The organism is Reichenbachiella sp., assembly GCF_039944555.1.
GTDB lineage: Bacteria > Bacteroidota > Bacteroidia > Cytophagales > Cyclobacteriaceae > Reichenbachiella.
The window spans coordinates 681,491-704,669 of record NZ_JBDUYN010000006.1; the positions used below are offsets into that span (position 1 = coordinate 681,491).

23 protein-coding genes are annotated in these 23,179 nt (G+C 40.6%); 13 read left to right on the forward strand and 10 right to left on the reverse strand.

All coding sequences use genetic code 11. From position 1 onward, the window contains the following. Positions 1-2: 2 nt before the first annotated feature. Positions 3-596 carry a LemA family protein gene (locus tag ABJD64_RS07420; RefSeq protein ID WP_348180074.1) on the reverse strand — a complete coding sequence of 198 codons (594 nt, stop codon included), beginning with the start codon at positions 594-596 and terminating at the stop codon, positions 3-5. Positions 597-637: 41 nt separating this feature from the next. Here ABJD64_RS07420 and ABJD64_RS07425 point away from each other — a divergent pair, with 41 nt between their 5' ends. Continuing rightward, the gene (locus ABJD64_RS07425) at positions 638-1,516 is read left to right on the forward strand and encodes a TPM domain-containing protein (protein ID WP_348180076.1); all 879 of its coding nucleotides are present in this window, start codon (positions 638-640) and stop codon (positions 1,514-1,516) included. A 172-nt stretch (positions 1,517-1,688) separates the two neighbouring features. Then, entirely contained in the window at positions 1,689-2,342 is a 654-nt protein-coding gene (locus ABJD64_RS07430) for a hypothetical protein (protein ID WP_348180078.1), read from the forward strand. 68 nt (positions 2,343-2,410) lie between these two features. On the opposite strand, the gene mgrA is transcribed toward ABJD64_RS07430, so the two are convergent. The 3 genes from mgrA to polX all read right to left on the reverse strand — a co-directional run bounded on the left by mgrA (position 2,411) and on the right by polX (position 5,822). Then, complete coding sequence (gene mgrA / locus ABJD64_RS07435; protein ID WP_348180080.1) at positions 2,411-3,400, reverse strand: L-glyceraldehyde 3-phosphate reductase; 990 nt, start codon at positions 3,398-3,400, stop codon at positions 2,411-2,413. A 155-nt stretch (positions 3,401-3,555) separates the two neighbouring features. Beyond that, entirely contained in the window at positions 3,556-4,059 is a 504-nt protein-coding gene (locus ABJD64_RS07440; protein WP_348180082.1) for a histidine phosphatase family protein, read from the reverse strand. Between the two features lie 68 nt (positions 4,060-4,127). Then, complete coding sequence (gene polX / locus ABJD64_RS07445; protein WP_348180084.1) at positions 4,128-5,822, reverse strand: DNA polymerase/3'-5' exonuclease PolX; 1,695 nt, start codon at positions 5,820-5,822, stop codon at positions 4,128-4,130. Positions 5,823-5,931: 109 nt separating this feature from the next. Between polX and ABJD64_RS07450 the strand changes: the two genes are divergently transcribed. Together ABJD64_RS07450 and ABJD64_RS07455 are read left to right on the forward strand one after the other, a co-directional pair. Beyond that, a complete protein-coding gene (locus ABJD64_RS07450) occupies positions 5,932-7,419 on the forward strand; it encodes a polysaccharide biosynthesis C-terminal domain-containing protein (RefSeq protein WP_348180086.1) in 1,488 nt (495 codons plus the stop codon). Between the two features lie 77 nt (positions 7,420-7,496). After that, a complete protein-coding gene (locus ABJD64_RS07455) occupies positions 7,497-8,288 on the forward strand; it encodes a hypothetical protein (RefSeq protein WP_348180088.1) in 792 nt (263 codons plus the stop codon). Positions 8,289-8,332: 44 nt separating this feature from the next. Here ABJD64_RS07455 and ABJD64_RS07460 read toward each other — a convergent pair whose 3' ends face one another. Then, the gene (locus ABJD64_RS07460) at positions 8,333-9,226 is read right to left on the reverse strand and encodes an EamA family transporter (RefSeq protein WP_348180090.1); all 894 of its coding nucleotides are present in this window, start codon (positions 9,224-9,226) and stop codon (positions 8,333-8,335) included. A 176-nt stretch (positions 9,227-9,402) separates the two neighbouring features. Here ABJD64_RS07460 and ABJD64_RS07465 point away from each other — a divergent pair, with 176 nt between their 5' ends. The 3 genes from ABJD64_RS07465 to ABJD64_RS07475 all read left to right on the forward strand — a co-directional run bounded on the left by ABJD64_RS07465 (position 9,403) and on the right by ABJD64_RS07475 (position 13,149). Continuing rightward, positions 9,403-11,382, forward strand: a complete 1,980-nt coding sequence (locus tag ABJD64_RS07465) for an ATP-binding protein (protein ID WP_348180092.1) — start codon at positions 9,403-9,405, stop codon at positions 11,380-11,382. Positions 11,383-11,385: 3 nt separating this feature from the next. Beyond that, positions 11,386-11,736, forward strand: a complete 351-nt coding sequence (locus tag ABJD64_RS07470; RefSeq protein ID WP_348180094.1) for a DUF1801 domain-containing protein — start codon at positions 11,386-11,388, stop codon at positions 11,734-11,736. A gap of 159 nt (positions 11,737-11,895) precedes the next feature. After that, complete coding sequence (locus ABJD64_RS07475; RefSeq protein ID WP_348180095.1) at positions 11,896-13,149, forward strand: hypothetical protein; 1,254 nt, start codon at positions 11,896-11,898, stop codon at positions 13,147-13,149. A 55-nt stretch (positions 13,150-13,204) separates the two neighbouring features. Here ABJD64_RS07475 and ABJD64_RS07480 read toward each other — a convergent pair whose 3' ends face one another. Then, complete coding sequence (locus ABJD64_RS07480; RefSeq protein ID WP_348180097.1) at positions 13,205-13,954, reverse strand: SDR family oxidoreductase; 750 nt, start codon at positions 13,952-13,954, stop codon at positions 13,205-13,207. 115 nt (positions 13,955-14,069) lie between these two features. On the opposite strand from ABJD64_RS07480, the gene ABJD64_RS07485 reads away from it, so the two are divergent. From ABJD64_RS07485 to ABJD64_RS07510, 6 genes are all read left to right on the forward strand, one after another. Continuing rightward, a complete protein-coding gene (locus tag ABJD64_RS07485; RefSeq protein ID WP_348180099.1) occupies positions 14,070-14,963 on the forward strand; it encodes a LysR family transcriptional regulator in 894 nt (297 codons plus the stop codon). A gap of 112 nt (positions 14,964-15,075) precedes the next feature. Beyond that, positions 15,076-15,432, forward strand: coding sequence for a 6-carboxytetrahydropterin synthase QueD (gene queD / locus ABJD64_RS07490; protein WP_348180100.1), 357 nt, complete (start codon positions 15,076-15,078; stop codon positions 15,430-15,432). A 10-nt stretch (positions 15,433-15,442) separates the two neighbouring features. Then, positions 15,443-16,684, forward strand: a complete 1,242-nt coding sequence (locus tag ABJD64_RS07495; protein ID WP_348180101.1) for a peptidase U32 family protein — start codon at positions 15,443-15,445, stop codon at positions 16,682-16,684. After that, positions 16,685-16,912 (forward strand): ferredoxin, encoded by a 228-nt coding sequence (locus tag ABJD64_RS07500; RefSeq protein ID WP_348180103.1) that lies wholly within the window; start codon positions 16,685-16,687, stop codon positions 16,910-16,912. A gap of 119 nt (positions 16,913-17,031) precedes the next feature. Continuing rightward, positions 17,032-17,739, forward strand: a complete 708-nt coding sequence (locus ABJD64_RS07505; RefSeq protein WP_348180104.1) for a Crp/Fnr family transcriptional regulator — start codon at positions 17,032-17,034, stop codon at positions 17,737-17,739. Positions 17,740-18,040: 301 nt separating this feature from the next. Continuing rightward, the gene (locus tag ABJD64_RS07510; protein ID WP_348180105.1) at positions 18,041-19,324 is read left to right on the forward strand and encodes an alginate export family protein; all 1,284 of its coding nucleotides are present in this window, start codon (positions 18,041-18,043) and stop codon (positions 19,322-19,324) included. A gap of 65 nt (positions 19,325-19,389) precedes the next feature. Here ABJD64_RS07510 and ABJD64_RS07515 read toward each other — a convergent pair whose 3' ends face one another. Genes ABJD64_RS07515 through ABJD64_RS07530 form a run of 4 tightly spaced genes read right to left on the reverse strand, consistent with a single transcriptional unit; the run spans position 19,390 to position 23,081 of the window. Further along, positions 19,390-20,655, reverse strand: a complete 1,266-nt coding sequence (locus tag ABJD64_RS07515; RefSeq protein ID WP_348180106.1) for a hypothetical protein — start codon at positions 20,653-20,655, stop codon at positions 19,390-19,392. A gap of 58 nt (positions 20,656-20,713) precedes the next feature. Then, positions 20,714-21,877 carry an MFS transporter gene (locus tag ABJD64_RS07520; protein ID WP_348180107.1) on the reverse strand — a complete coding sequence of 388 codons (1,164 nt, stop codon included), beginning with the start codon at positions 21,875-21,877 and terminating at the stop codon, positions 20,714-20,716. Positions 21,878-21,900: 23 nt separating this feature from the next. Next, positions 21,901-22,584 carry a hypothetical protein gene (locus ABJD64_RS07525; protein ID WP_348180108.1) on the reverse strand — a complete coding sequence of 228 codons (684 nt, stop codon included), beginning with the start codon at positions 22,582-22,584 and terminating at the stop codon, positions 21,901-21,903. Then, positions 22,581-23,081 carry a sigma-70 family RNA polymerase sigma factor gene (locus tag ABJD64_RS07530; RefSeq protein ID WP_348180109.1) on the reverse strand — a complete coding sequence of 167 codons (501 nt, stop codon included), beginning with the start codon at positions 23,079-23,081 and terminating at the stop codon, positions 22,581-22,583. Before ABJD64_RS07530 ends, ABJD64_RS07525 begins: the two co-directional genes overlap by 4 nt. Positions 23,082-23,179 lie beyond the last annotated feature (98 nt).

Here is a 23,179-nt window from a genome sequence, read left to right on the forward strand (position 1 = left end):
TTCTAAAACTCCACCTTAGGAGCATTTTCACTTCCTTCCTGAGCTGCGAATGCTACTTTCTTTTCGAAACCAAACATACCTGCGAACATAGTATTCGGAAACTTACGAACATAGGTATTATACCCTTGCACGCTTTCGTTAAACCTTCTCCGTTCTACGGCAATTCTATTCTCAGTACCCTCAAGCTGAGCCTGTAGTTCCAAAAAGTTCTGATTAGCTTTGAGATCAGGATACTTCTCTACGGTGACCAATAGCCTCGAAAGTGCAGAAGACAATCCACTTTGAGCTTGTTGATATTGTTGAATAGTCTGTGCATTTAAATTGCTAGGGTCAATGGTCATACTGGTGGCTTTAGCTCTCGCCTGAATCACGCCTTCCAATGTTTCCTTTTCGTGAGCAGCATAGCCCTTCACAGTGTTCACCAAATTAGGTATCAAATCCGCTCTGCGCTGATATTGGGTCTCTACATTTGCCCACTGAGCAATCGCACTTTCATCCATGGTCACCATTGTATTGTACATTCCTTTTATAGAACTGTACATCCAGATCACTGCTATGGCGACAACTGCTAATATGATTAAAGTCTTTTTATTCATAATTCTATTGGTTAAAAAACAAATCTAGTACTTTAGCTGGAATGAAAATCAAGAATACTAAAACTCTTTTTGCCCTTATTAGTTTCATTTTTCTGAGCAATCTTACAATGGCTCAGGACTATGTGGCAATTCCAGAACTCAAACAGCGGGTTACTGATTTGTCCGGCACTTTTTCCGATGGCGATCTTGGGTACCTCGAAGATAAATTGGCCCGTTTCGAAGAGAATAAAGGAAGTCAAATTGCAGTGCTTATCTTGCCTTCGACCAAACCCGAAGAAATAGAGCAGTATAGCATTCGTGTAGCTGAAAAATGGAAAATTGGCCGTGGCGGCGTAGATGACGGAGTACTTATGGTTATTGCTATGGAGGATCGGAAAATGAGAATAGATGTCGGTTATGGCCTGGAAGGAGCCATTCCGGATATATATGCCAAGAGAATCATTGAAAACATCATTACACCAGAGTTCAGACATAGTCAATTCGCCACCGGTATCAACAAAGGGTTAGACGCCATCATAGATTTGATCAATGGAGAGGAGCTCCCTGCTGTTACCAAAAAGAATTACAAACCTCAAGGCTCGGGTAAGAATTTTTCTATTGGGTTGATCTTATTTGGGCTGATAGGATTGAGTATAATCAAAAGCCTGATAAAGAAGTCTTCCGTCAAATTCATAGTGGCGGTACTCATCGCACTTTTATTGGCTTGGGCTATGTCCAATATCATTATGGGCTTCTTTTCTTTAATTGTATCTCTTTTTGTCCTATTCAGCAATTCTACTGGCGGACGAGGTGGCGGTGGATACTATGGAGGAGGGTACTACGGTGGTTCAGGAGGTGGATTTTCTGGGGGCGGAGGTTTCGGTGGATTTTCTGGTGGTGGAGGCGGTTTTGGTGGAGGCGGTGCTTCCGGAGACTGGTAGTTTGTTGAATGTTTAATTCAACAATGACAAAGAATTAATGATTTTTAATAGCCAACAGTTAGAGGCTAATGATTGAAACAAATGAAACCGACATGTGAAATCATTCAACTCGCAAAAGAATGATAATCTCATGGAGGTTCCATGTGACCAATAGGTGTCAAATTACAAACACATGAAAAAGAAATTCGAATTTTCCGAAGCCGATAAGCAACTAGTCAAAGAAGCCGTTCGAGAGTTAGAACAAAAAACTGCGGGCGAAATGGTTGTCTATTTTGCTCGTAGCAGCGATAGCTATCTCATGGCCTGCTGGAAGTTAGCTGGTGTGTTTTTGACACTCTATCTTTCCTTGATCGCCGTACTTTCCTATCTATGGCTTTTACCCGCATCTGCTAGTGTACTATCCATTTGCTTATTGGGTATTGTCACATTCTTAGTAGGTTTTGCCATTCCCTACTTTCTCCATTCCCTTCGTGTGTCTTTCACACCCAATGAGGTCGTAGGTCATCGTGTACTTACCAAGGCCAGGGATATTTTTCTTCAGGAACAGGTTTTCGATACCGGTGATCGGATCGGCATTCTGATTTACATCAGCGAGTTGGAACATCAGGTGCAGGTCCTGGGTGATTCAGGCATCAATGCAAAAATTCAACAAAATGACTGGAACGAAATACTTGGCCTGGTGATCGAGGGTATAAAAACCAACCAACCGGCACAAGGCATAGCCAACGCCATCAAAAAATGTGAAGCTCTGCTATTGGATAACGGCTTTACCAATGTGGTCAAACCAGATAATGAGCTATCTGATGACATGAGGATTGAAGACTAGCACGCCAACAACTATCTATGAATTAAGAGCCATGACTGATTATTGCTGTCATGGCTCTTAGATTTACATCATTTCAGAATATTTTCAATTTCCTGAAGCTCCGAATCACTAAATTCAATATTGTCAATGCTTGCCAGATTTTGCTGCAACTGGTCTACACTACTGGCTCCGATCAGCACAGAGGTTACTACATCGCGTCTCAATAACCACGCAATAGCCAATTGAGAAATAGTCTGCTCTCTCGTTTCAGCTATTTTTTGTAAAGCCAATACTTTATTGATTTTTTCCTCCGTGACCTGATCTGATTTTAGAAATCCAGACTCTTTAGCCGCTCTTGAGTTTTCCGGTATTCCTTTCAGGTATTTGTCCGTCAATAGCCCCTGAGCCAAAGGAGAAAACACGATACTTCCAACCCCATGATTTTCCAATGTATCCAATAAGCCGTCTTCTACCCATCTATCAAACATAGAATAGCGAGGCTGATGTATAATGAATGGTGTTCTTAATTCCTTAAATATTTTGGTAATCTCCTCAGTCTGTTCTGGCTGGTAATTTGATACTCCTACATACAGGGCCTTACCCTGTTTTACGGCATGATCCAGAGCCAAGGCTGACTCCTCAACGGGTGTATTCGGGTCAGGTCTATGATGATAAAAAATATCTACATAGTCCAATCCCATTCGCTTCAGCGATTGGTCCAAGCTTGAAAGAATGTATTTTCTACTACCCCACTCCCCATATGGACCATCCCACATAAGATATCCGGCTTTGGTAGAAATAATCAACTCATCGCGAAAAGGCCTCAGGTCTTGCTCTATCATCTTACCAAAATTCTCTTCAGCTGAGCCCGGAGGTGGTCCATAATTGTTGGCTAGGTCAAAGTGTGTGATGCCTTGATCAAATGCATGTCTGACCATACGTCTACCATTTTCATAAAGGTCGACATGGCCAAAATTATGCCAAAGACCAAGGGATATTGCGGGAAGTAATAGTCCCGATTTTCCGCATCTGCGGTATTTCATTTTTTCGTATCTGTCGGATGCTGGTTTATAAGACATAGTTTCTGATTTAGTTTTTTAGCTGTTTCAATTCATAAAATTCGGGCAATAAATCTCCTACCTCAAACGATTAATGGCGATTTAATTCGCCTCGATCGCAATTGAGATTCATTGAAATTACTACGAGTTTTGGGGGGAACTGAGAAAAATCTCAATTATGAGGGTAAATTTAGGCCTTTCGGATAATAATAAAAAAGCAATTCAGCAGGACATTTGTTTATTTCTGCCCAGTTATTTATTTCAAGCTTGATTCCAGCCACGCCGCAAGTAGGAATATTTAAAATATTAGAACCTGTCAACTCATTGACATAATCTGTAATACCTGGATTATGAACAAAAAGCATGGCGGATTGATAGTTGCCATCTACATGTTTGAGGATATTGGCCATATCTTCCTCATAACCATGGAATAAGTCCTCCTCCAGTTTCAAATCAGCATCCGTTTTACCAAACACTTGCAAAAAACTCGCTGCAGTATCCTTTGTTCTACGAGACGGGCTACATATAAAAGTGTCTGGACAAGTTATTTTTTCAGACAAGAATTCTGCCATTCGCGGTGCATCACGTTCCCCCCTTTTATTTAAGGGGCGATCTCTATCGCTTAATGAAGCGTCTTTCCAACTAGATTTTGCATGGCGGACTAAATAGAGGGCTTTCATCCGTTAATAATTTTTATTGGTCACATGGAACCGCCATGACATGATCATAACGGTTTTATACGTTGGTTTCATTTCCTTCTCCCTTCAAAGTATTTAGAAATCTCAGGAAGAGTCATGGCATTCAGGCACATGTCCTTTGTCAATCCTCCCTTTCGTCCAGCTAGCAGTCCGTAATACATATCCTTATAACCTTCCATCTTATGCGCATCTGGGTTGATACTAAGCATCACACCTTTTTCCAACGCATAATGCACCCATCTCCAATCGATATCCAGGCGATAGGGGCTGGCATTGATCTCGATGACCACTCCTCTTTCAGCACAAGCGTCAATAACGGCCTTATGGTCTACCGGATAGCCTTCTCGTTCTAAAATCAGTCGCCCTGTCATGTGTCCTAAAATAGTAGTATATGGATTGTGAATAGCAGCCAATAAGCGGTTGGTAGCCTTTGTAATATCCATAGTAAGACCGGAATGCACAGACGCTACAATGAAATCAAAGCTGGCCAATATATCATCTGTATAGTCGAGCGAGCCGTCATTGAGAATATCTGATTCAATTCCTGAAAAAATCTTGAAAGGAGCTAATTCTTCATTTAGTTTTTTGATTTCTTCTTGTTGTTCCTTGACCCTAAAATCTTGTAATCCACTGGCATAAACTGCTGTCTGACTGTGATCCGAGATGCCAAGGTATTCATAGCCCAAATCTCGACAGTGCTCAGCCATTTGTCGAAGTGTATGCCTTCCGTCGCTGTATGTGGAGTGATTATGAAGAATCCCTTTGAGATCATTCATCTCAATAAGGTTCGGGAGTTTGTTTTGTTTGGCAAGCTCCACCTCAAATTCTCCCTCTCTCAATTCTGGAACCACCGGAGCTAAACCTGCTGCTTCATATATTGCTTGTTCCGAAGGATACACCTTTTCAACAATTGTGGTTTTTAATGTCCGCTCTCCTTCTATGGTTGCATTCAAATGTCTGGGATGCGCTGTGGTCTCAACTAAAGTATTGTAAAAATGATCTGTAGCACAGAATCGTATTTTAACAGGAATGGGACATTTTTCATAATACCCATACCAACTAAATGGTCCAGACATCAGCTCGTTTTCTTCCAATTTGTCATTTTGATTAATTGCTTTACGAGTCGACTCAAAATCATCGGAAGCTACCAAAAAATCCATCTGGTTTACCGTCTCCATTCTACGTCTCAAATCACCGGTCTCTGAAAATAATGCAACCGCCGCGTGATTCTCGAAAAACGACAGGAGATCTTTCATGACTGGTTCCACATTCGCATACCTTTCATATCCTCTGCATGAAATAGTAAACTCCACAGCGTTCATCAAGGTCTCTTGAGATTTTTCGGCAAAGCCCTTAAGTTTAGCCACCTTACCCTGCTGACAAAACCTTAATAAATCGTCGAGTGATTCTACACCACCTTCCTTCCAAAGCACTGCAATTTTCTTCGGACCAAAGCCCGAGATTTTAAACATCTCTACCACACCTTCTGGTGTATTCGTAAGTAATTGGTCCATGCCGTCAAAAGAACCTCTTTCCAGCAACTGCACGATATTGGCCGCCATACCCTTACCAATCCCTTCTATTTGAGGTATTTCATCTGTAGTCAGGCCATGGAGTTCCTTGTCCAGATCACTGATTGTATCTGCAGCGGTCTGATAGCCACGGATTTTAAAAGGGTTTTCACCATGGAGCTCCATGAGTTTAGAGGCTAATTTGAGCTTGGTTTTTATTTCTGCGTTGGTCACTGCGGTAGTTATTTAGAATCGAATTATAAACTTACAAATTGCTTTAGAAATAAATACCAATTTACGGTTTATAAGTTATCATTGCGTCGTATCAAAGCTCAAAAAACGGTTGGGAGTAGTCATCAAACAGAGTAGCATTTCTGCCTTTTTCACTTATTTGGGTGCGGCTATCGGTTTCGTTAACACCATCATCCTATACCCCTCGTTTATGACTACTGAGCAAATTGGTCTACTGCGGGTTATTCCATCCTCGGCCTTTTTGATCATGTCATTTGCCCAATTGGGTATTGGTCAAGCCCTTCTTAAGTTTGCCCCTGAGCTTAAGAAAAAACCAGAGGGGCTTACACAACTGATTACCTTCTGTGTGCTCGTCGTCCTTTTCGGATTTCTACTCACTTGTGGAGTATTGTATGCATTCAAGGCACCTATTACTGCTTATTTCAGCGCTAAATCTGCACTTTTATCAGAATATTTTTTAGTCGTAGTTGTACTGATTTTTTTTCTTTCGCTTCATAGCTTACTTGAAGCCTACAGTCGCTTGTTTTTAAAAATAATTATCCAAAATATTATTAAAGAGATCCTTCTAAGGATTATGTTGACCATCGGGGTTTCTCTTTACTATTTGCAATTCATCTCCTTCCACCAGCTGGCCTATGGGCTAATTATTATCTACGGGCTGATGCTACTCTCTCTGATTGGCTACATTCTATGGATGGGTGAATTGAAATTCTCACTCAAGCTAAACCTCATCGACAAGTCTTTAATCAGGAGAATAGGTGTTTATTCGCTTTTCGTTATGATCGGAGCGGGTAGTACCAATATTATTCTGAATATAGATCAGATCATGATTTCATCAACACTTGGACTCAGCGCTAATGGTATATATTCAACAGTTTTCTATTTCGCTGTCATGATCGAGCTTTCCCGACGAGTGATTGCACAAATCACTACACCACTTGTTTCGGACCTATTGGAAAATCAAGATTTCGTCGCAATAGAGAAAATCTACAAACAAACCTCAATCAATCAAATGGTCGTTGGGGGACTGTTTTTTATAGGTCTCGTGTGTAATCTGGACAACTTATTTGCCCTTATGTCCAATGGTTCAGAATTTGCTACGGGTCGTTATGTGGTGTACTTTATAGGGTTATCTAAGGTCATGGACATGGCATTTGCCAACAGCAGTCAAATCATTTCTATGTCTGAATACTACAAGTTTAATGTAGTAACAATCGCACTACTGACGGTATTGATGATTGTGCTCAACTTAGTTTTAATACCAGCCTATGGGATTTCAGGTGCGGCATTCGCCTCACTTTCAGCACTTTTCATATTCGGTATGACCAAGATGATTTTTATTAAATATAAATTCGGTTTCATCCCTTTTTCCCGAGAAAACGGAATACTACTACTTATTGGAATTGTTGTTTTGCTTGTAGGTTTGGCTTTACCTCGTCTTGAGCACGTTCTGGTTGATCTTGTAGTGAGATCTGTTGTGATCGGCATTGTCTATTGTGGAGCTGTTTTATTCTTTAATGTTTCAGCCGAAATCAACGGCGGAATAAAACATTTTTTAAAAAAGGCATCTACTGATTAACTTGATTGATTGATTGATTGAGGTAATTAATATTTGCTCCGAGCATAAGTTTTTTAGACATTATACGTTTCATCCTTATGAAAAAAATAGCCCAACTTTTTACCCTAAGCTTTCTGTTCCTATTTTTAGCCTTCTGCAGCGAAGACAGCGACACCAATCCAAGTGATGATTCTGGTGACAATTCTGATGATGAAGTAACAAGTGAATTTTCAGACAATTTTGAAGGAGACGGCGAACTCATTGACTACGTCACTAACAATGCTTCTGCCCTACCAGATGTGACGAGAAAGAATGGACGTTATCATGCCAACCTTACAAGTAACGAAAACAATATCACACTTCACTTCCATGAAGATCAGGGGAGGTTGGATGCCAAAAAACTGAAATTTCCCTTTGAGTTCATTGCTCGAAACATAGGCATAGGCACTCAGGATGACTCCCAAACTGCTCCAACCGGCGACAACAATCCTTACAATTTTTGCGGGGTTCAGGTTCATGTGCTAGACCTGACCGCTCCAAGTTCCAGCCATGTGGTTATAGGTCATAGAGGCTCTACTCGATTCACCATTGAAGGTAAAAATACTAACGAAGGTAGCTCTAGCGTCAATGATATAGGCGCCAATACAGTTCCCGATGGAAGAGCAGATATTAGAATAGTTGGAAATGAAGATCGCTCCATCACTGTCTATTGGCAAGTGCCTAATACATCCTCAAACAGCGATAATTGGACCTTATACAACGGCACAGGAGAATTGCCAGGAGAAGCTCCGACTTATGCTGACGAGGTGTACGTAGGTCTTATCACCTATGCTTTTGAGCTAACGGGAGTTCCATTTGTAGGAACGTGTGATGGAATTGAAATCAAATAATTCCTAAAGACGCACTGGGCGTGTTTGACTGAAGCCTTTTTGAATTAAACCTTTGCTGTCACTTGCTTCTTTTTTCGTATGGCCAGCACATTTCCAATCATGATCAGTACTATCCCTACCGCTGCGTATGGAGTCATTTGATAATTTTCAAAAACCAATGATATCCCAATTGCTATGACCGGAATAACAACCAGCGCATAGGCCGCCTTATCCGCCCCTACCCGACTAATAAGTGTGAGATAAGTTCCAAATGCAATGATAGAACCAAAAATAGTGAGGTAAAGTAAAGAAATAATATAGCCTGCTGACGGATCAAAACTAAAAGGTCGGCCAAGTACCAGTGCCAGAATAAACATCCATATTCCACCATAGAGCATTCCAAAAGCATTGGCCTGAATGACCGGAATTTGATTAGCTGAGTTTCTAGCCGAAGTAATATTGCCCAATGACGCTATCACTACTGATAATACTGTAATAATCGTTCCCTGAATTGTTTGTTTGGTAAAGCTAAGCCCCATAAACTCATTGCTGAATATCAGGATAGTACCGGACAAGCCAAAAAGGGCCGCAATAATCACCTGCTTGTTAATGGCTCGTTTCAGAAAAATAGCACCAAAAGCAGAATTAAGAAAAACTAGTGTAGAATAGGCTACAGCAATAAGTCCGCTGGCAAGATAAACTTCTGCCTCATAGACCAACCAATAGTTAACTCCAAAAAGTAACAACCCTTGTAAGGCCATAAATCCATGATCGCCTAGAGAAAATTTCATTTTCTTTTTGGCCAGAACACAAAAGGAAAGCATCAGCACACCTGCCAATAAATATCGATACACGACCGAAACCAACGGATCCACTATCCCCAACTGAAATTTGATAGTAAACCAGGTAGATCCCCAGATCAAAGCAGGAATGACAAACAACCAAAGATTTTTATTCATTGTCAATGTTCCACATTTAACGCAAGCTAAACAATACTAGTTGATGAATAGTGTTAATCAGGCAGATGAGAAAATGTAATACATGGATTGGTAAGTAACAAACCAGCTTGCTCCTATGCGTACGATGTTATATATTTAGTGAGGGGTCGACCTAACCTGACAAGCCAGCTAGATAAATGAACTACCACGAACAGATACTAAACAGCTACGATACGCTTATTGCATTTTCGCTCGACACCGAATACCGTGTATTAACCGTAAATCGAAGTGGTAACAATCTCCTCAAAAACATGTATGGCAAAGAGATTCAGAAAGGTGAGTGTATCTTAGACTTCTTTGCCAAGGGCCAATCCAGATCATTGGCTAAAGAGCATTTCGATAGAGCGTTGGCCGGAGATAGTTTCACCGTAATCAGGCCCTTCGGCGATGGGGACTCAATGAGATACTACAACATAATGTACGCCCCATTGAAGGATGGCAAAAAAACATTTGGATTTTCAGCATTGGTATCTGACATCACCGAGCGCCAAAAACATGAAGAAGAACGGCATCAGGCAAACGAAATGTACAAAAGGCTTTTTTATACTTCAACGGATGCCATTATGACTTTGGAGCCACCTTCTTGGAAATTCACCACTGGTAATCATACCATACTGGACATGTTCAAAGTAAAAGATATGGCAGAATGGACGAGCATTGGCCCTTGGGAAGTCTCCCCGGAAGTACAGCCGAACGGAGAGCTTTCTTCAGTAAAGGCAAAGCGCATGATTCAAACTGCCATGATCAATGGTTCTCACTTTTTTGAATGGACTCATAAACGCATGACCGGCGAATGTTTTCCAGCCACAGTACTGCTCACGAGAGTAGATTTTAGTGAAAGACAGTTCTTGCAAGCAACGGTTCGCGACGTTACGAAGGAAAAAGAAGCGGAAAATGAGCTGAATGCACAAGCGGAATTACAAGATATTTTAATGAAGATTTCTTCCAGATATATCAATACCCCCCTCTCAGACGTTGACCAAGTTATTTATAACTCTCTAATGGAAATTGGAAAGTTTGTTCAAGCCGACCGATCCTACCTTTTTGATTTTGATTATGTCAACCGAACCGTGAGCAACACCTTCGAATGGTGTGCAGATGGAGTAAAGCCGGCCATTGATGAATCTCAAGAAATGTCTATGATCGAGTTTAATGATTTACTTGAACCTCATTTCATAGGGGATTTTCTATACATCTCAGATACTCAGCTTTTGCCAGAAGGGCACTCAAAATCAATGTTACAACATCAAGGTGTCAAGAGCCTTATCTCTGTACCGCTCATGCATGATAAAATCTGCAGGGGACTTGTAGGATTCGATTCGGTTGATAAGAAACGCGCTTACACAAGTAAGGAAATTGCCATATTAAGATTGTTTTCAGACATGCTTGTGAATATTCAGCTCAGAACCGAAAAACAAAAAGAGCTGGAAAAATTACTTATTACAACCAGGGATCAAAACAAAAGACTCAAGGAATTTTCTTACATCACCTCTCATAACATGCGCGCCTCTGTCGCAAATATGATTGGTCTTTCACGAATGATAAATGTTACCCCAGGCAGCGAGGATTACTTGGATATGTTGAAAGTAACTACCCAGAAATTGGACAATTCAATTACCAACATCAATGAATTGATCAATTTTGAAAATGGGTCTGATGTACTTGAAAAGGTGGATTGCAGTCTTTCAGAGGCCGTTCAACGTGTAATTAAACTCACCAATCAGATCATTAAGCACAAAGAAGTACATCTAAATATTGATATTGAAGAATCCTATACAATCAAAGCATTCCCAGCTTATTTGGACAGCATTTTCCATAATTTGATAACTAATGCGCTCAAATACGGCATTACTAGCACTTCCAAAAAGATTGACATTTATGCCAATCGAGAAAAATCCGGCACTTCGGTCTTCATCCAAGATCAAGGCCTAGGCATAGACTTAAGTAAGTATCGTGAGAAAATGTTTCAACTTGGAACGCGACTTCATGATAACTCTGATGGTCAGGGACTAGGTCTGTTTATGACCAAAAGGCACTTGGAAGCTATGGGAGGATACATTGAGGTCGACAGCCAAACCAATATAGGTACTACATTCAAACTTCATTTCCAGGATTAGCATATGCACCCAGATTTAGCTTCATTTTTTCTAACCAAAGAAGAACCTGCCAAAAGCTGCCTATACGCTTTACGGGAAATCGTACTTCATTTCGATCCTAATATCAAGGAAACAAAAAAATACGGCATGCCCTGTTATCTCTATGGAGAAAAAGCATTCTGTTACATTTGGACAGATAAGAAATCAGGTCACCCATACCTGTTAATAGTGGAAGGAGGAAAAATTGACCATCCTTCACTAGTTCAGGGAGATAGAGCTAGAATGAAGACCTTGACGATAGATCCAAATGAGGACATTGACATGAGTACCATAAATGAAGTCCTCGTCCTTGCAAAATCATTTTACGATAAGTAGCTGTCAAAAAAACTGGTCGGGTTGAAGCTGTTCATCAACATTAAGAAAAAGATCGATATCGTACACTTGATAATTTAAAAGTAGGTTAATAATTGCCTAATACGTCATTTGTAGTTTTAGCACAATTATTGCGGTTGTGCAATAAACCAAAAAAATCAGATGAATAAATCGATTGCAACCCTCTATGTAATACTATTGACGGCAGTAAGCTCCTTGGCACAAACTCATCAACCTACGTTGGAAGACTGCAAATTGATGTTTCAGGATTACTATTACCTTAAAGATTGGGAAAAGGCCAAGACCAATTTGGAGTTCATTATCCAAAACAGTCCCAATGAAGAAGAAAAGTATTACATCAAAGGTGTAAAGGTCTACGAAAAACTCATTAAGTCGACAAAGGACAAAGAGCAAATAAAGGAATATCAACAAAAAGCGCTGGACTTATATCAGCAACGTTTTACTATTTATGGAAAAACTGACCAAATCCAAAATCAGTTCCTTTCCTCTATCTATCGCTATTGGATTAACCAGCCGGTCAGGTACGACAGTTTGAATGCTCTCTTTCAGGAAAGATTCGACGAAAATCTAAGTGCAGTTTCTCAATCGAATATGCTGGCTTATTTTGATCTCATGAGAAGAGCTAAAAAATATAAGCAAACTGTTGATGAAGCCAGTGTATTGGCGAACTATGATAATATTTCAAGGGAATTGAGGGCCCAAGGCGATGAAAAAGGCTACGTGGATAAAATAGATAAGATGCTGCTTGAAGCTGTAGCGCTAAACTGTGACAAAATAGGAGAAATATATGGCCAAAGAGTGACTGAACTTGATGATGCCAAACGTTATTTGAATATGGTCTTTAAAATGGACTGCGAGGTCAATGAAAAGGCAGAACAAGCGTTGGCTGTGGTTCTTCAAAATGAACCGGAATACAAACTAGCGATGTATGCCGCAAAAAAATCTATTATTGACAAGCGCTTAAGAGATGCTCAAAAATATTTGGGAATTGCGCTTCAACAGGCTCAAGATCCAAGTGAGGAAAGCGATGCATATCTGGAATTGGCAAAAACCATGACGCTGGAGCAAAAGAAGCAGGAAGCACATAAATATGCTAAACTCGCTATATCAAAAAGTAGTAATAAAGAAGCTTACAAGCTCATCGGTAATTTGTACATGTCGAGCTTCACTGAATGCATCGGTGAAAAAGATATTGTGGCCAGAAGAGCTGTATTCATTGCCGCCTACGACAAATTTAAAATGGCCAACGATACGAAAGGAATGGCCACTGCAGCTGCTCAGTTTCCTTCTATGGAAGAAATACATTCCAATCTCTACGAGCTGGGTCAGCCTATGGTGGTTGATTGCTGGTTTAAGGAAGAAGTAATTCTGGCAAAACGAGTTGCAACAGAATAAAAAAAATCCCGGCGGCTATGCCGTCGGGATTCAAACCACCTCAACTAACAATCAATTAGCCAACATAATTGGCAAATTCTTTTTCTATGGCTTTTGGACTTGATTCATAACCAGTACCGAGTTGCTCAGACATAGCATCAGGGTAAATATCTTCACTACCTGCTATCAATCCATCCACCACAGCTTTAGCTACATTCTCGGGTGTATCCTTTCCCATCTCCATGCCCTTGGTCATATCCGTATCAATGGCTCCGGGATAAACACCCGATACCAACACATTGGTTTGTGCAAGCTCTGCTCTATAACCCTGTGTCATACTATGAACTGCCGCTTTGGTAACTGAATACGTACCAATAACTGGCATATTGGCAAGACCAGCCAAAGAAGATACATTTACTATTGCTGCCGAGTCCTTTGACCTCAGCACATCAATAAAAGTGTTGGTCACATTCAACAAACCATACACATTAACAGAAAGGTCATTGACTAGATTTTCGGCTGCGTCTTCAGCCAACAACCCTCCGGCGCTCAGTATGCCGGCGTTATTGATTAATATTTCAACATCATTCGCCACTTTTACAGCTTCAGCTACCGAACTAGTATCAGTTACGTCCAATTTCAATGGCACCAATCGGTCACCATATTTTTCCTTTAGCACGGTAAGAGTATCTGGATTTCTTGCTCCTGCATACACTTTACTTGCTCCCCTTTCTAGTAGCTCCACAACGATTGCTTTCCCAATACCTCTATTGCCGCCGCTTACCAGCGCCACTCTTCCTTCCGGATTAATTTTTACCTCTGACATGTTTATTAAATATTTTAGTTTTTTAAAAGTTGTAAAGCAGGAAACGGGAATCGGAATAAAGTAGCTATAAATATTTATTGTAATTTTGCATAAGTGATATTGAAATATTTATACCATGATAAATCTTGAATGGCTACGCACATTTCGTGCTGTATATAAGACCAAATCCCTCAGTAAGGCCGCCGAAATGCTCATGGTGAGCCAGCCGACGGTAAGTCAACAAATTTCAGCTTTGGAGTCCCGAATGGGTAAAAAACTATTTGAACGAAAGTCCAAAGGAGTAATTGAAACTGATGTTGGCCGAATGCTCAACACCATGGTATCTGGCTCCATAGAAATGCTCGAAGATGTTGAACACAAAATCATCAAGACTGATTCTGATCTTAAGAACATCCTAACTATTGGGGTGTCTCCTCACATGTACAAAACCTCTTTGTGTCCGAGAGTTCTCGACCTCGGTGAGTACGTCCATATCAAATTTGAAAAAAAGCAAGATCTCATCCGTGATGTTGAAGAAGGGAATTTGCTCTATGCGCTGATTCCGGGAGAGCATGATGCTTTCGATACCCATAGTTATCCTCTCACTCCTCAAAAATTGGTCTTGGTTGGGACTCCTGACATTGATTTCTCAGAACTTATAAAAGCATATAAAAGGAACACTAATGAAGCCCAGGACTGGTTAGCTAAGCACAAATGGTACGCTCATGACAACAACTCCAATTTTATCAAAATTTACTGGCTCAACGTTTTCGAAAAAAAGAGACCGGCTATCGTACCCAATTACATCATACCAAATGAATATGAAGTACTGTATCAGCAAACCCTGGGCTCCGGACTATCTGTTGCGTTCGATACTAATGTTCAGCCCTTTGTCGATAATGGGACACTCAAAGTATGCCAGTTAAAAGAGATAAACCATCGTGGCCTTTCGCTGATTGCCAACAAGAAAAAAGCAAAGCCTGAAATGACCGATAAAATACTGAGCCTTTTAAGACGCAAAAAGGGCTGACAAAACTTAATTCAGAATCCTCAAAAAGAATTAGTACAACTCGATTTTATACTTTCATTTTTATCAATGATCAGAAAATGATCTAACTTCGCGGATTAAACAGCAGACAAGCATGGTTATCTATAAGAAGTTCGCTTTTGATTCGGCTCACTTCCTTCCTCATGTACCGGAAGGTCATAAGTGCAAAAACATGCACGGCCACACCTATAATCTCACCGTTTTTTTAGAAGGTGATTTGGATACAGAACTTCAGTGGGTGATGGATTTCAAGGAGCTAAAAGATGTGGTAAAGCCGGTGATCGAACGAATAGACCATCAACTACTCAATGATATTGAAGGGCTTGAAAACCCAACTGCCGAAAGAATAGTCGTATGGATTTGGGAACAAATACAACCAAAACTACCGCTATTGAGTAAATTGGAACTGAATGAGACGCCTACATCTGGGGCTGTCTACGAAGGAAATTAAAGATTAGAAAATGGAAGCTACAAAACATGATATCGAGATAATGGCACCTGCCGGTTCTTATGAGAGCCTGCATTCAGCTATAAAAGGAGGAGCGAATTCCATTTACTTTGGGGTGGAGCAGCTCAACATGCGTGCACGATCCTCAAATAACTTCACGCTGGAGGATCTTAGAAAAATTGCCGATATCTGTAAAGAAAACAACATGAAGTCCTACATCACACTCAATACGGTGATGTACGACCATGACATGAACCTGATGAGATCAATCGTAGACGCAGCAAAAGAGAGTGGTATCTCGGCCATTATTGCAGCTGATCACTCCGTGATGAACTACGCCAAGAAAATAGGTTTCCCTGTTCATATCTCTACTCAGGCTAACATCAGCAACATAGAAACGGTAGAATTCTATGCCATGTACGCAGATGTGATGGTTATGGCTCGTGAATTAAGTTTGATGCAAGTCGCTGATATCACACGAGAGATTAAGAAAAGGAATATTACCGGACCAGCCGGAGAACTGGTGCGAATAGAGGTATTCGCACATGGAGCTCTTTGCATGGCAGTATCCGGTAAGTGCTATCTAAGCCTGCATTCTGATTTTGCTTCTGCGAATAGAGGAGCCTGCGTACAAAACTGCAGAAGAGAATACACAGTAAAGGACGATCAGGGCAACGAGCTCAAGATCGATAACGAATACATCATGAGTGCAGCTGACTTGTGTACCATTGATTTCATGGACAAGGTAGTTGAAGCCGGTGTTTCTGTATTTAAAATCGAAGGAAGAGGCAGAGCGGCAGATTATGTATATACCACAACCAAGTGCTACCGAGATGCAGGAGATGCGATCAACAATGGCACATACACCTCTGAAAAATTCGGCGAATGGAAAACGGAGCTAGAACGTGTATATAATCGTGGCTTCTGGGACGGGTACTACCTGGGACGTAAAATGGGCGAATGGAGTGAAGTACACGGCTCCAAGGCCACAACCAAAAAGATCTTTCTTGGAAAAGGAGTAAAATACTTCAACAAACTCAAGGTTGGCGAATTCCTTATGGAAACTCATGCCCTCGAAAAAGGCGATGAAATAATGATCACAGGTCCTACCACCGGCATTGTAAAAGCAACCATAGAAGAAATGCGAGTTGCTGATCAAAGCGTCGAAAAAGTCAAAAAAGGAGATAGCTTCTCTATAAAAATCGAAGAAATGATTCGACCTTCTGACAAATTGTATAAAGTGGTGCCCGCCTAAATGCACAAGATCACCCACTATCGTGACCGCTGCATTGGCTGTAATGCCTGTGTAGAAATAGCGCCCGACCGATGGAGAATATCCAAAAAGGACGGTAGGTGCACGCTTGTAGGTGGTAAGGCAGTGAAAGGTATCTACCATGTGGACATCCACGATTTTGAATTAGAGGAGAACAAAAGAGCCGCCATTAGCTGTCCAGTCAACATTATCAAAATCGACGGTAAATAAGATACCGACTTAGAAGACCCAGATCAATTATTTCACCCCAAACAACTTAAGCTGCTTTTGCCTTGCTAATTATTGCGTAGTTATACGTATATTTGTACGTATAACTACGCAATAATACTATGAGAAGCGCAATTTGTATCACATGCACAAATCATGACTGTATCATCAAAAAAAACAGTCACGACAAGGATGTAGAAAAGTATTTGACTAAAAAACATACCATTCAGTGTAAAAAAGGGCAGCAATTCATTTTGGAAGGAGCACCCGTTCATGGACTGTATTTCGTTAATAAGGGCAAGGTTAAGGTGGCGAAAACTGGTTTTCAGGGTAGGGAGCAGATCGTAAGATTTGCAAAAGATGGTGAAATAATAGGACATCGTGGCTTTGGTGCCGGCGAATCCTATCAAATCAATGCTGTAGCCATTGAGGATACAACGCTGTGCAATTTCCCTAATGAGCTCATGAAAGAAATGCTACATCATGCACCTAACCTCACCTACGACTTCATGGTGTTTTATGCGGACGAACTGAATCGCAGCGAGACCAAAGTGAAAAAATTTGCTCAGATGACTGTCCGCGAAAAAGTAATAGACGCTATTCTCTACATCTACCGAAAGTTTGGTCAGGACAACAATTTCTTGAGTATCCAGCTTTCAAGAAAAGAAATTGCAGACTTCGCCGGAACCACGGATGAACAGGTCATTCGGGTTATCTCAGCCCTAAAGAAAGAAAACCTTCTGCGGGCATCCGGAAAAAAGATTGGTATTATTGACATTGATTTACTCAAAAATGAAATATCAGAGCACAACTTCTTCTTAGATAGCTGAGCAAGCAAAACATTCAATACTTGACCTCATTAGGGGCTAAGTAAATTAAGGCAAATGGTTCTCTGGAGTCATTTGCTTTTTTACAGCTGACTACGCTCCATCAAGCTACGTAGTTTTGACTTTCCAATAAAAATGAACTGCTTTTTTGCAGGAAAAAAAGTGCATTAAAAAAGAACTTCGAACCGTAATTTACCATTTCATGGCTTGATACTCTTCTATAGGTTTGCAGAATAATTACGTATTATTACGTAATTATTGTTAGCCCACAGAAAGCAATTAATAAGTACTAAACCATCAAGTCATGAAAAAATTAATATCGGCATTGCCAGCCATTTTTATGTTAATCTTCGGTACTACACAGGCACAGTTCACGCTTACGGGCGAAGTAAACGCCAGATCTGAATTTAGAAATGGATTCAAAAAACCAATTGAAGAAAGTTTGGACCCTGCCTTCTTTACCGAGCAACGCACCCGATTGTACGCCAACTACAAAACCACCGAATATGAAATCCGAATCGCGTTGCAAGATGTAAGAATGTGGGGAGCAGATGGAATTGTAGATAAGACCTATGGAGGTTCTTTTGGTATTGCTGAGGCCTGGGCCCGCTACTATATGTCCAACAAGCTATCAGTAAAATTTGGCCGTCAAATCATTTCTTATGATAACCAAAGAATGTTTGGTGGACTCGAATGGGCCATGCAAGGACTGAGACACGATGCCGCTTTACTCTTGTATGAAGATTCCCTCGGCCTAAAAATCCACGTGGGCCTTGCCTATAATCAAAATCCAGTCACAGAAGGGGAGCCAATCAGACTATCTGGTACCTACTACCCATCCTTCACAGGTAATGGCCCTTACCACGCAACTGGAAATTATAAGCACATGGAGTTTGCCTACCTCAATAAAAAATTCGAAGCCGGAACAGTGTCGGCTTATCTCATCAATGACGCCCGACAATACGGTCTTGAGGATTCAGTAGCGAACAGACAGACCTATGGATTGATGGGAATGAAAAAACTGGGGAATCTGAAATTGAATGCTGAAGCATTCTATCAGGGTGGAAAAGTAGGATTTAACAACTTAAGCGCTTATATGTTCTCTCTATCTGCCACAGTAAAATCAAGTGTTACTCCGCTCATCATTGGATATGATCACCTGTCTGGTCAGGAACTAAATTCCAACAAGAACACCGTCTTTGCCCCACTATTCGGCACTAATCATGCATTCTATGGATTTATGGATTACTTCTACGTAGGTAATGGCAACAGCAACTCCGGCCTTCAGGATTTGTATTTGAAAACCAAATTCAAGCTGGGCAAAGGTGCATTGCTGGGACATGTTCATTACTACATGACGGCCAGTACCATTTACGAATCTGATGGTATCAACGAAGCCAGTGCCAGTCTAGGTACGGAATTAGACCTGGTATATGTACGACCATTGGGAAGCGCTGGCACGTTCAAAATGGGATACTCCCAAATGTTTGATACCAACTCTATGGACTTGATCAAAGGTACCTCGAATTCAAAAACGCTCAACAACTGGGCCTGGGTTCAGTTGATTATCAAACCTAAGTTTATATAGAAAATGCCCCTTCGGGGGCTGTGCTTATAGCTACTCATGTGTTTAATTAGACCCAGAGGAGCAATCTATTGAGGAACAAACTCATAAAATTTCTGTGAGTAAGAAAAGAGCGGGCTGTTTGCTGAAGTGCCCATACCTGCAAATCCACGATTGTTTAATCCAAAGCTAGCGACACCAAAGAACGATTCCGGCATAGCGTGTTCAGATATCTTCCAGGATTCTGATTTTTGATTATAAATGTAAAGATAATCCCCAGGTATGGCCACATCTGATCGATCGGGCCCCACAGACGAAGAACCGATTTCAATGAAATAGGCCAGATGGTCAATGGTGAATAGATACTTGACAAGCGCTATATCACTAGACATGATTTCAACTCTTGCCTTTTCATTTATGACCAAGTCATCCAAATCAGCTGACAACATAGTCAGCTCTTGAGAATTTAGCTGATTATAACCTACATAAGCAACTCCTCCCTGGACAAATGCAAAATTGATAATCACCTCGGCACTGCCTGTAACATTCAATTCAAAAGTTGAAATCGTTTGCCATTCATTGTTTGCACCGTGTTTCTTGAGTGACAAGGTAGTATTATTCTGAACGGTAAAATGAAAGACTTCTCCATCAGTCGCAAAGGGATAAAATGAACCTCTAACCCCGATTGAACCTATTGTCTCAAAATTACCCGTATTCCATTCATATTCGTATATATTTCTAAATGTAGAATAAGGAAATACATAAAGTGACTGATCATTTCCAACGATATTGCCCTGATCCTCAAAATTATCATGACTACTAATTAACGACCAAGTGTTGTTCTCTTCACTATACTGATAGAGGTCTGAGTAATAATCATGAGAATATCCAAGCTCTTCAGTATACCCCAGATAGTTGGAGCCACCTATTAAATAACCCATATTGTTCACAGAGGTTGATCTAGGAGATCTACGTCCTTGGCCCGGGAAGGACGCCTTCTCTATCCAGGTTCCATTTCCAGGATACACTGCAATTTTTTTTTCAAAACCCAAGTCGATCCCATCAGATTGTACTTTTATGGTGACAGAATCTTCCGTAAGTTCAGGCATTACGAATGAAATCTGTGCAGGTAATGTTTCTGTTAAATTATACGCCAAATCATCGATCAACACTTTTACTGTCTGATCTAAGCAGAACTCGCCGATAACAGTTACTTTGGCACCTGTATAGGCAAATGTATCCTCCATAGATATTTCACTCGAATCCTCAAGTTGACATTCAGTAATTGCTGAATCTTCATCTTCGGAACAACTAAATAGAAAAAGCATTAATAAAATAGCGGGCAGATATCTCATGGTGTTATGTTGGCTGACGAGTGAGGCAAAAATAACAAATCAACCAATTCTTCCAAATCTAATCCCTTCTGAGGGCAAGTAACCCTCCCATTGGCCCTATAGCTAATATAACAAATAGACCACTTGGAATGACATGGCTTTGGATGGCAGTGATCAATTGAATACTGACAATCGTTACCGAAAACCCAATGCAGTTTACAATGGTCAACACACTCCCCTTAATTTCAGGTATAGTATTTTGCGCCACCAGCGTAGAAAAAAGTGGAGAATCGGCCACCACCATTATGCCCCAAAATAACAGAAAACCTATGAAGAGTACTTCGGAATTAGTTTCGAAAATAAACGGTGATACCAGGCAACAAAAACCGGATGCAGAAAGGGCTATTGCTGCAGTACGTTTTACTCCTACACCCTTAGAAACGTATCCGGCTAGCACACAGGCAGGACCACCCATGGCAATGATTACAAAAGATAGTAGTGCAACATTAAATTGTGTTGGTGAATGCAAATCTGCATAGGTCTTCAACATCAAGGGCACGAACGCCCAAAAGGCATATAGCTCCCACATGTGCCCAAAATAGCCAATGGCTGCCGAGCGGAACTTATGATTACTAAACACACCGACCAAGGCAGAGGGCTTCAATTGTGGGCCTGGTTTTCTGAACGGTCCATCAGCCACTAAAACCATCATCAACAAGCCTCCGCCGACTGACAAGGAGGAAGTCGCCAACAGCACATATGTCCAGGATAGCGTTTCACCTAAGCTTTTGAGCAAATGGGGAAAGGCCGTACCAATGACCAATGCACCCACCAAAAATCCCAATGATTTACCCAGTCCCTGATCAAAATAATCAGCCGCAATCTTCATTCCGACAGGATATATTCCTGCGAGAAAGAAACCTGTGAGAAACCGTAATGCCAGCAAAGTGAATAGACCATGTCCATGCCATATGACGCCGGTATTAAAGGCAGCTGCTAGTACCCCACAAATAAAAAAAACTTTAGATGGAGAATACCGGTCCGAGATAGCAAGTAGTGCAAAAATTAAAGTGCCGCCAATAAATCCAAATTGAACTGCTGAGGTCAAATGACCTAGTGCACTTGCATTGAGCTGAAAACTATCGACTAGGTCCTGCATCACTCCGTTTCCGGCAAACCACAATGAGGTGCAGCAAAATTGAGAAATCACAATGACTATAAGTATCCAACTGGATTTATTCATGTTAGCATTCGTTGCAATCTGAATTAGTTTTCTTCTTCAAACACTTCAATTTCCTTTATGAATTGAATGGCTTCATTCAGTGGGGAATTTACTGATTCATCGGTTAAGTATGATTCTCTGCTTAGGCTTTTCCAAAACTCGGTACCCTCAGTAGCCAGATCATACTTTTTTAGTATCCAATTCGCCAGTGGAAACCAGAGAATTGCAAAGGCAATATGCGCAATAACTGTGATAGGTGCTTCTTCCCATACTTGCGAAATCAAAAGTTTTAAGTCCCATCTATAAATTAGAATCATCAGCGACCAAAAATACAAGTTGCTAAAGATGAAAATGAATCTGTTGTGTCTTATGCGCTTGACTTTGAGCTTTCCAATCAATTTCTGCAATTCTACAATCGGACCTGCTAGATTCATTTTATACATACCATTGAGCAAGAATACATTTTTATACAAAATCACATAGGTCAAAATAAGCACCGAGATTCCAGCGAATCGAATAGATATGTTGGAAAAATCAGAAACTAGAACGAGCCATGCATATGTAAAAACGATTAGATTTAGGAGTATAAATAGAATGCTGCCCCAAAATACATTATTAATCCTTTTATCTATTTTATCCTGCCTTGATTCCATAAACAGTCGAACAACTAAGTTGTCGTTGTCACCACCTTGGTTCTTCCAATTGTGTTGTAAGTCTCTAATGTTCATTCCGGTTTTAGTTTAAATTCCTTTTTTAAATGCTGTTTTATTCTGGAAATTTTTGTTGAAACATTTGTTCTGGAAATCCCCATAATAGAAGCGATTTCTTCATAATCGTACCGATCTAAATGCATCAAAATCAAAGCCTTATTCAATTCACTCAATTTTGATATGAACTGATACAGTTGTCGTATATTCTCTGATTGATGTGAATTCTCTGAATGATCTATAAAAGCATCCTCCTCCAAAGTGATTTGATTGAGCCTATTATGCCTATAGGTTTTCCTGTAAAAGGAAATTGCGACATTCAAGGCTATTCTATATATCCAGGTAGATATTTTATAAGTATCGTTGTAACCCTTCCAGGATTTCCACAACTGGATTGTAATTTCCTGGATTAAATCATCTCTGTCGCCGATATTCTTACAATAGGAATTTGCAACTTTCCTTATTATTCCCTGATTGTTGTTTAGAACTTGTACAAAGTTTTCTTCGGTCAATTTCATCAGCAAATGTCTTTACACTATTATTCGCATCAGATTTCAAAAAGTCACACTTATTATAATAATATATTGGAGTTTCGCTAAGCAACAGCATCCAGTTG